An 8,307-nucleotide genomic window follows, 5' to 3' on the forward strand; every position below is an offset into this window, starting at 1 on the left:
GATTTTCTTAAGTCTCCTCAACCGGAAGAGATTATTCGCAACAGTTAATCATATAATAATGGCGTTTATGTACGCTTCGCCATTAAGGAGGGGCTTGTTGCTGTTATTTCCCTACCTTTGCGGCTTTAAATAGCAATAATTGAAGACTACTTATACTAAATTAGAAGGATTTTCTTAAGTCTCCTCAACCGGAAGAGATTATTCGCAACAGTTAATCATATAATAATGGCGTTTATGTACGCTTCGCCATTAAGGAGGGGCTTGTTGCTGTTATTTCCCTACCTTTGCGGCTTTAAATAGCAATAATTGAAGACTACTTATACTAAATTAGAAGAATTTGCCGAAGGTCAGCTTTTGCTGGTTAATAAGCCTTATAACTGGACGAGCTTTGATGTGGTGGGCAAAATCCGCAATTCGTTTAAGCCGCTTAAGTTAAAGGTTGGTCATGCAGGCACGCTTGATCCGCTCGCTACCGGCCTGCTCATCATCTGTACTGGTAAAATGACCAAGCAGATTGATACTTTCCAGGCCGAAGAAAAGGAATACACTGGCACTATGGTGCTTGGCGCAACCACGCCATCATACGATTTGGAAACGGACGTCGATAATAAATTCGACATCAGCCAACTTACCGGGGAACAGCTGCGTAATAACTGCGAACGGTTTATCGGGGATATTCAGCAATATCCACCCGCGCATTCGGCTATAAAAATTGATGGCGAACGTTTATACGAAAAGGCCCGCCGGGGTGAGGAAGTTGAATTGCGCCTGCGTAACGTAACCATCAGCGCGTTTGAGCTAACCCGCATTGAATTGCCGGAAGTTGATTTCAGGGTGGTGTGCAGTAAAGGGACCTACATCCGTTCGCTGGTGAACGATTTTGGAGCAGCTTTGAATAACGGGGCTTATTTATCCAAATTAAGGCGTACACGGAGCGGAAATTACCGGGTAGATGATGCATGGGAAGTGATGGAACTGGTAAATATGATCAGAACTTTAAAAGCGCCGGTTGAGCAGGTAGATGATAAGGGTTGATCATTAACCATTTCCCGGTCAAAATATTATGCCGGGTATAGCCGGGTGAACTAAAAAACTAAATTTGCGTTTTTACTCATAAAATGAGGATATATCACAATATTGATGAATTTACAGCGATAAAAAACGCAGTTGTCACCATCGGTACATTTGATGGGGTACATATTGGCCATCGCAAAATTATTGCAGGTATAAAAGAACTTGCCAGCGAGATCAATGGCGAAACTGTTATTCTTACCTTCTTTCCACATCCACGGATGATATTGCATCCCGAGGACGAAAGTTTGAAGCTGATAACCACTATTACCGAAAAAGCCCAGCTGATGGAGCAATTGGGTGTAGATCATTTGATCATCACTCCATTTTCAAGAGATTTTAGTAACCAAACTGCCGAAGGCTACATCCGTGATGTGCTGGTAAACAAGATCGGTACAAAAAAAATAGTGATAGGATACGATCATCGCTTTGGTAAAGACCGGCTGGGTGGCCTGGATGATCTGCTAAAACTTGGTCCGGTTTACGGGTTTGATGTTGTAGAGATCCCTGAGCAGGATATCAATGAGGTAGCCATTAGCTCAACCCGCATCAGAACGGCGCTGTTAAACGGGCAGATCGACCTGGCAAATGCCTTTTTAGGTTACCCTTTCTTTATTACCGGTAAAGTGATCCGCGGCGACCAGATAGGCAGACAATTAGGTTACCCAACAGCCAATATCGTAGTAGAAGAAAAATATAAACTCATCCCATCCGATGGAATCTTTGCCGTAACTGTAAATATTGCAGGCGAAACCTACAAAGGCATGGCCTATATTGGCAGCCGCCCAACGGTAAATGGCCTTACCCGTAATATCGAGGTAAACATATTTGATTTTGATCGGGAGATCTACAATCAGCCCATCAAAATGGAATTTCATCACTATGTTCGCGGGGATGTGAAGTTTGCATCGCTGGATGAACTTAAGGTGCAGTTAGGGCAGGATAAAGTGGATGTGCTGGCACTGCTTTAGTCTCATCCCACTCCTCTCTAAAAGCGAAGGCTTAATAAAACAAGGTCCAATAGGCTTCTGAAAAATTAAAGTCTCACCAACCCGGGGGAGATTATTCGCTATGTAATTAATTAATTGATATTGATGCCAATGAAGCTTCGCCGTTTAGAGGGGGTTTCGTACCTTTGCCTGTCAATATGGCTCTAATTGTCGCCGTGGCGTAATTATTGAGTTTGTAGGATCATATCAAAATAATATGTTAGATTTTATCAGTAAGCTTTTTGGAAGCAAATCAGAACGGGATGTAAAAAGTATTAAGCCGATAGTTGAAAAAGTAAAGGCTGAATTTGCAAAACTCGATAACATCAGTAATGATGAGCTTAGAGCTAAAACAATAGGTTTTAAACAAACCATCGCCGAAGGCCTTTCAGGCATCGACAGCGAGATTCAGGCTATAAAAGATCGTACCGAAAACGAACTTGATATGGATGTAGCCGAAAAAGTTGATCTGTATACTCAACTTGATAAGCTGGAAAAAGACCGTAACAAAGAACTGGAAGACATATTGATCAATATATTGCCAGAAGCTTTCGCGGTTGTAAAAGAAACTGCTAAGCGCTTTTCTGAAAATAAAACCATTGAAGTTACTGCAACCGAGTTTGATCGTAATCTTGCCGCACAAAAAAGCAATGTTACTATAAAAGGCGAAAAAGCATTTCACGCAAGTACTTGGCTTGCTGCTGGTAACGAGGTTACCTGGAATATGGTTCATTACGATGTGCAGCTTATAGGTGGTATAGTTTTGCACCAGGGTAAAATATCTGAAATGGCAACAGGTGAAGGTAAAACGCTGGTAGCTACACTGCCTGCTTACCTGAACGCATTGGCTGGACAGGGAGTACACATCGTAACAGTGAATGACTATTTGGCACGCAGGGATAGTGAGTGGATGGGCCCTTTATATGAGTTCCACGGTTTATCAGTTGATTGTATTGATAAACATGAGCCAAATTCTGAAGAACGCCGTGCTGCTTATCTTGCAGATATTACTTTTGGTACTAACAATGAGTTTGGTTTTGATTACCTGCGTGACAACATGACACGTAGCCCCGAAGAGTTGGTACAACGCAAACTGCATTATGCAATGGTGGATGAGGTCGATTCAGTTTTAATTGATGATGCCCGTACACCTTTAATTATATCTGGCCCTATCCCCCGTGGTGATGAGCATGAGTTTTATGAACTTAAACCACGTATTGAACGTTTGGTTAACGCACAAAAAGCTTATGTAAACACCGTATTGAACGAGGCCAAAAAAGCGATTAATGATGGTAATACCGATGCAGAGGGTGGTGGTTTGGCTTTATTGCGGGCCTACAGGGGATTACCCAAAAGTAAGGCGCTTATAAAATTTTTAAGTGAAGGCGGAAACAGAAGTACCCTGCAAAAGGTAGAGAACCACTATATGCAGGATCAGGGTAAGGATATGCCTAAGGTAGATGCCGAACTGTTCTTTGTTATCGACGAAAAAAACAACCAGGTTGAACTTGCCGAAAAAGGTATCGAACTGATCACCTCATCCGGCGAGGATCCACATTTCTTTGTGATGCCTGATGTAGGCACCGAAATTGCTGAGATTGAAAAATCAACCCTGAGCACCGAAGAAAAAATTGCCCGTAAGGATGAGCTGATGCGCGATTTCTCTATCAAATCTGAACGGATCCACTCCACTCGGTTAACCAATTATTAAAGGCTTATACCTTGTTTGAAAAGGATACCGAATACATTTTGGACGAAGGCAAGGTGAAAATTGTTGATGAGCAAACAGGCCGTGTATTGGATGGTCGCCGCTACTCCGATGGTTTACACCAGGCAATTGAAGCTAAAGAAAATGTGAAGGTAGAGGACGCCACGCAAACATTTGCAACAGTTACGCTGCAAAACTACTTTAGAATGTACCACAAGCTTTGCGGTATGACGGGTACTGCCGTTACCGAAGCCGGTGAGTTCTGGGAAATATACAAATTGGATGTGGTAGAGATACCAACCAATACCCCTGCAAGCCGCGAAGACAGGCAGGATTTGGTATACCGTACCATCCGGGAAAAATATAATGCCGTTGCCGATGAAATTGTGAAACTAACACAAGCCGGCCGCCCGGTACTGGTGGGTACTACATCGGTAGAAATTTCTGAGTTATTAAGCCGTATGCTTAAGCTGCGCGGTATTAAACATAACGTACTGAATGCCAAAATGCACCAGAAAGAGGCCGATATTGTGGCCGAAGCCGGCCAGGCTGGTACAGTAACCATTGCTACCAACATGGCTGGTCGTGGTACGGATATTAAGCTGGGTGCAGGTGTACAGGCAGCAGGCGGTTTGGCAATTGTAGGTACCGAACGCCATGAATCCCGCCGTGTTGACAGGCAGTTACGTGGTCGTGCCGGTAGGCAGGGTGATCCGGGTTCTTCACAGTTCTTTGTGTCACTGGAGGATAACCTGATGCGTTTATTCGGATCTGAAAGGATCTCAAACCTGATGGTACGTATGGGTATCGAAGAGGGCGAAGTTATTCAGCATTCCATGATCTCTAAATCCATTGAACGTGCGCAAAAAAAGGTAGAAGAAAATAACTTTGGTATTCGTAAACGTTTGCTGGAATATGATGATGTGATGAACTCACAGCGTACCGTTGTTTACACCAAACGTAAAAATGCTTTATTTGGCGAACGTTTGGATGTTGATTTGAGCAACACCATTTTTGATGTGGTTGAGGATATCACTACCGAATATAAGGAGGCTAACAATTACGAAGGCTTCACTTTAGAAATGATCCGCCTGTTCTCTGTTGATGTGGAGATTGATGCTGATAAATTTGGCGCCAATTCTATCAATGCCCTGGTTGATCACAGCTTCCAAACGGTGATGGATTTTTACAAACGTAAGGGGGATGCCGTTTCTGCACAGGCTTATCCTGTATTAAAAGACGTTTATGATACCCGCGGCCAGTATGTAGAAAACATTGTGGTTCCGTTTAGCGATGGTATCCATGGTATCCAGGTTTCTGTTCCGCTTAAAAAAGCGGTTGATAACAAAGGGCATGAAGTGTTTAAATCATTTGAGAAGAACGTTACCCTTTACCTGATTGATGACGCCTGGAAAGAGCATTTGCGAGAAATGGATGAGTTAAAACAATCTGTACAGAACGCAGTTTATGAGCAGAAGGATCCATTATTGGTTTATAAGTTTGAAGCTTTTGAACTGTTCCGCGGCATGTTGGCCAACGTGAATAAAGAGATTGTTAGCTTCCTGTTCCGCGGTGGTATCCCGGTTCAGCAACAAGCAGAAGAGGTGAAAGAAGCAAAACCGCAACCAAAGCTTGATCTGCGTAAAATGAAAACCACCAAAGCCGAGTTGGTAAACGAAGTTAACGGCATCCCGATGGATGATTTTCGTGAACAGCAGAAAGCTACACCTGTAAGGGTTGAGCAAAAAATTGGCCGTAACGACCCTTGCCCTTGTGGTAGCGGTAAAAAATATAAAAACTGCCACGGCGTAGGGCAGAATTAAGAAGCCCCATCCAGCCTCCCCTTAAGGGGAGGAGGAAAAAAAGAATAACAACACCACGTCATTGCGAGGTACGAAGCAATCCCTAACTATGCAGATCCGCTCTGTAAATCGGGGATTGCTTCGTTCCTCGCAATGACGGTTTCTAATTATAGTAACCATGAAAAAAGCAGTATTTGATCAAAAAGCTAAAACAGCCTTCATCAAATTCTGCTTTTTTTTTATACTGATAATTGCCTCCTGCCAAACTTTTGCGCAAACCCGTGGGAAGGTTGAGGTGGTAAAAGACCCGCTCGTTGATACGTTGATAGCCAGGCGCTTTACTTTAAATAAAGAAACCGGTGTAGCGCCCGGGGTAGCATCGTCTTATGGTTACCGGGTGCAGTTCTTCAGCGGATCGAGTCGGCAGGAAGCTTACAGCGCGCAGGCCAGGCTGCAACGGGAATACCCCGAACTGCGTACCTATATCCTGTACAGCGAACCTAATTTTAAAGTTCGCGCTGGTGATTTCAGAACACGCCTGGAAGCCCAAAAACTGATGCAGGAACTCCGGGCCTCGTTTCCGAGCCTGTTTATCATATCCGAAAAAATAAATCTACCTAAAGCTGATGCCAACGATGATTAAAGAAAAAATACAGGACCTGTCTCAAAAAATATTTGATGATGTGGTAGCTAACCGCCGCCACCTGCATGCCAACCCCGAACTATCTTTCCATGAGTTGCAAACCTCTGTTTTTGTAGCCAATAAGCTGGAAGAGCTGGGTTTGGAGTACCACAAGATGGCTGATACCGGATTGGTAGCCCTGATAAAAGGCGACCTGCCATCTGATAAAGTAGTGGCCCTGCGCGCCGATATGGATGCTTTGCCAATTACCGAAGCTAATGATGTGCCTTACAAATCAAAAAACGTTGGGGTAATGCACGCCTGCGGTCATGATGCGCATACCTCATCATTGTTAGGTACTGCCCGTATTTTAACCGAACTAAAAAGCCAGTTTGGTGGAACAATTAAGTTGATATTTCAACCGGCCGAAGAGAAACTTCCCGGCGGCGCCAGTTTGATGATAAAAGAAGGCGTACTGGAAAATCCAAAACCACAGGCCGTATTAGGTCAGCATGTGATGCCTTTGATAGAGGCGGGTAAGGTGGGGTTCCGTGCCGGCAAATACATGGCCTCAACTGATGAGTTGTATGTTACTGTTAAAGGTAAAGGCGGTCACGGTGCCCAGCCACAACAAAATATCGACCCGGTAATTATTACAGCCCATATACTAACCGCCCTRCAACAGGTGGTAAGCCGCTTTGCCGATCCTAAGAGCCCTTCGGTATTGTCATTTGGTAAAGTAATTGCCAACGGTGCTACCAACGTGATCCCTAATGAGGTTTACCTGGAAGGAACTTTTCGCACCATGGACGAAAAATGGCGGGAAGAAGCCCACAAGCGTATGAAAAAAATGGCCGAAGGCATTGCCGAAAGCATGGGCGGCAGCTGCGATTTTAATATTATGCGCGGTTATCCGTTCCTGATCAACGAAGAAGTATTAACCCATGCCACCCGCGGCCACGCCGAGGATTACTTAGGTAAAGAGAATGTACTCGATTTGGATATCTGGATGGCTGCCGAAGATTTTGCCTACTACTCACAGGCGGCAGATAGTTGCTTTTACCGCTTAGGGACCCGCAACGAGGCACGTGGTATCACCTCATCGGTACACACACCTACCTTTGATGTAGAGGAAGACGCTTTTAAGATAAGTACAGGCTTAATGGCCTACCTGGCTATTAAGCAGCTGGGGAATTAACATCGGACTTCAAAATAACAGGCGTCATGCCATCTGCCAACTGGTCGGATCAACATCCCATGAGCAAGATGTGTGGCATTAAGTCGCCCCGGGGGCCTGTGGGATCCTGAAACAAGTTCAGGATGACTTTGCGTTTTAAATATTATAACGGGTTCTACTGGTAGAATGTCAATAGTGCAATGAAGAAATTATTATTAGTGTGTGCTTTCACAATTATCAGCAGCGTAACCTTTGGCCAGCAAATTAACCGTTTTAACCCCGATACTATCCGCACCATTGTTATAGATTCGCTGGTTGATATTCGTTCACATAAATTAAACGCGCAGGATTTTATAGATGCCGTAATGGCCGATACCAGTTTTTATAAGGCTTTTCAGAACATGAAAACCTATGCCTTTACTGCCGAGAACCGCATTTACACCTACGATAAAAAAAACAAAGTTGATGGTAAAGTTTACCGCAAACTACGCCATAGTAACGGTGTTGGTCAGCATAAAATAGAATATTTTGCCAAACAGGATAGTGGTTCTGTTTATAAAAAGAATGGCAAGTACCAGCTGTACACGGTAGAAATGTTCGACTTTATTTTCCAGAATGCCTATAACTCCGATTTTGTTAAGGGGGATGCGCTGCCGGGTTCGGGCGGTAAGAACGAGAGCTATAAGGATAAACTGAAAACACTGATATTCACGCCCGGCCGCAAGGTAAAAGGAATTCCGTTTATTGGTAGTAAGACAGAGATATTTTCCAAAGATATGTGCGAGTTTTACTACTATGAATTTGCCCGCGGCAAGTACCTGGATACTATACCTGTTTATCGTTTTAAGGTAAGATGTAAACCAAGTACATCGGATGGTGATACTATGATCAAGGAAATGACCACCATTTTTGATGAACGCTAATTTGAAATCCTTGGC

At 43.8% G+C, this 8,307-nt stretch carries 5 protein-coding genes and 1 pseudogene; all 6 read left to right on the top strand.

Features of this window, described 5'->3' with window-relative positions; translation table 11 throughout:
* Positions 1-306: 306 nt before the first annotated feature.
* The 6 genes and pseudogenes from truB to AC1DPZ_RS22125 all read left to right on the top strand — a co-directional run bounded on the left by truB (position 307) and on the right by AC1DPZ_RS22125 (position 8,292).
* Positions 307-1,035, top strand: coding sequence for a tRNA pseudouridine(55) synthase TruB (gene truB / locus AC1DPZ_RS22100; RefSeq protein WP_477407507.1), 729 nt, complete (start codon positions 307-309; stop codon positions 1,033-1,035).
* A gap of 83 nt (positions 1,036-1,118) precedes the next feature.
* Entirely contained in the window at positions 1,119-2,042 is a 924-nt protein-coding gene (locus tag AC1DPZ_RS22105; protein WP_477407509.1) for a bifunctional riboflavin kinase/FAD synthetase, read from the top strand.
* A gap of 235 nt (positions 2,043-2,277) precedes the next feature.
* Positions 2,278-5,591 (top strand): annotated as a pseudogene (gene secA / locus AC1DPZ_RS22110) (preprotein translocase subunit SecA).
* A 157-nt stretch (positions 5,592-5,748) separates the two neighbouring features.
* On the top strand, positions 5,749-6,213 hold the full coding sequence (locus AC1DPZ_RS22115; protein WP_477407511.1) for an SPOR domain-containing protein: 465 nt from the start codon (positions 5,749-5,751) through the stop codon (positions 6,211-6,213).
* Entirely contained in the window at positions 6,206-7,390 is a 1,185-nt protein-coding gene (locus tag AC1DPZ_RS22120; protein WP_477407513.1) for a M20 metallopeptidase family protein, read from the top strand. The genes AC1DPZ_RS22115 and AC1DPZ_RS22120 overlap by 8 nt, the downstream gene beginning before the upstream one ends.
* A 179-nt stretch (positions 7,391-7,569) precedes the next feature.
* Positions 7,570-8,292, top strand: coding sequence for a hypothetical protein (locus tag AC1DPZ_RS22125; RefSeq protein WP_477407515.1), 723 nt, complete (start codon positions 7,570-7,572; stop codon positions 8,290-8,292).
* Positions 8,293-8,307: the final 15 nt, after the last annotated feature.

The organism is Mucilaginibacter sp. P4_G9 (assembly GCF_056400985.1).

Coding starts and splice junctions, on each gene's coding strand:
- AC1DPZ_RS22105 (WP_477407509.1), top strand. CDS start 1,119: ATGAGGATATATCACAATATTGATGAATTTACAGCGATAAAAAACGCA.
- AC1DPZ_RS22115 (WP_477407511.1), top strand. CDS start 5,749: ATGAAAAAAGCAGTATTTGATCAAAAAGCTAAAACAGCCTTCATCAAA.
- AC1DPZ_RS22125 (WP_477407515.1), top strand. CDS start 7,570: ATGAAGAAATTATTATTAGTGTGTGCTTTCACAATTATCAGCAGCGTA.